General features: G+C 33.0%; 1 protein-coding gene. It reads right to left on the bottom strand.

What is annotated here, in order from left to right; all coding sequences use genetic code 11:
* Window positions 1-148: 148 nt before the first annotated feature.
* Window positions 149-1486 carry an IS4 family transposase gene (locus BMZ41_RS15400; protein ID WP_242942084.1) on the bottom strand — a complete coding sequence of 446 codons (1338 nt, stop codon included), beginning with the start codon at window positions 1484-1486 and terminating at the stop codon, window positions 149-151.
* Window positions 1487-1620 lie beyond the last annotated feature (134 nt).

Below are 1620 nucleotides of genomic sequence, written 5' to 3'. Positions count from 1 at the left end.
CGCAATGTCATTAACTTTAGAGTATTTCTTACAAAAATCAAAGTTTTTAATGATGGTAAGGAGGATGATTGTACGGAAAAAATATTTTTGGACATGCAAAATAGGCAGGAATATACCCCCTGCCTGTTGCAGATATGTATTAGTTGAATTAAGACAATCTATAATTAAAACTCATAACAGAACGATCTTTCTTCTTGCGTCGGATTGCTTTTCTGTTTGGACGAATAGGTGTCAAATATTTAGACAAAAGATTTTTGATTGTTTTGCAGCTAATCTTTCCCTTGATAAATAGTCTAGATGCATGAATTGCTATTGAAAAACTAGATTTATAATCATGTTTTCGTGTTAAGCATTCTAGTTTATGACTACTCATTATTAAAGATACAAAATTATAAAGCAAAAGGTGTGCATATATTTCTTGATAGATTAAATCTGTCTTGCGGGCATGAAAATTTAATAGACCAAGTGGATATTTAAGGTCTCTAAAAGAAGTTTCTATTCCCCAGCGCATAGAGTATAGCTTTTTAATTTCAGAAAGCGAAAATGTTTCGGCAGGTAAATTTGTAAGGATTGTTTCATAGGTATCTTCGCCGAGCTTAATTTTTAGAATTCTAAAAGGAAGATGATAAAACATAAGAACATCGCGCTCACCTGCAGGATTGATGAAAAAATCAAAGTTTTCGGGATGAGATATACGTTTATAGGTGTTTTTATTTTTGTAAAGTTCCCAGTGATCTTTAGTTCTTCCAGCAGACAAATGTAGATTGATAAAAATGTCGTATTCATTGTCTTGTGGCAAATCAAGACCATTAGCTATACCGCCGCCACTATTAGCATCTTTGACTCGAAAAAGGAATTTCCATCCTTTCTCTTGTATGTGAGCAAGTGCATTATAGGATTCGTATCCTCTATCAGCAATAATAAGAGTATCCATAGTACCTGCATTACGATCAACCATGTCAATGAGAGCCTGGTTTTCATTTGAATTACGACTTTTCTGAATGATGGTATCAACATATATTTTGCCACATACATCGTATAGGGCATTTAAATGTAAAAGGTTATAAGGCCTTTGATCATTTATTCTAGGAAAATAAGAATCTTTGTCTTTAGGATTAGTTGGTACGTGTAAATCAGAACCATCAATAGCTAAAACGCGGTAGCTCTTGTATGTTGCATTAGGATTTGAACTGTTGGTAAAGGATTTGAAGATATCCTCAAAAGCAGTTGGAAGTATTTTAGAACGTTGCTGTACAAATGCAGCTGCAGTTGGAGTAGTATCTGAACAGTTGAAAAAGGATAAGAGTTCGTTGTTTATACTACCTCCAGACATTTGGAGAATTGAGTTAATAATAGCTTTAAAAGAAAGCTTACGCGTTCTAGAGTGGTCAGTTGGATTTTTTACATAAGATGCTTTGTTAAGTAAAATTTGGTCAATAGAATCAAATAAATTTCTACGTAGTGTGTTAGGTTTTAAATATTTCATGCGGTTCCTCCTGTGAAAAAATGAATGTACTTAATCACAAGGGATTTTTTGCTAAGTAATTAGCAAAAAATCCGCACACTATGAAATATTTGTCAAGCTATTTTAAATTTTTTTCTTAACTTAATGCCATTGCG

Origin of the sequence: Pseudobutyrivibrio sp. UC1225 (assembly GCF_900115215.1) — a bacterium.
GTDB lineage: Bacteria > Bacillota > Clostridia > Lachnospirales > Lachnospiraceae > Pseudobutyrivibrio.
Note: the sequence above shows the minus strand (reverse complement) of the source record. Positions and strands in the feature narration are given on the sequence as shown.

Bases quoted from the DNA above. Each gene is read 5' to 3' on its own strand.
- BMZ41_RS15400 (WP_242942084.1), bottom strand. From the start codon at position 1,486: ATGAAATATTTAAAACCTAACACACTACGTAGAAATTTATTTGATTCT.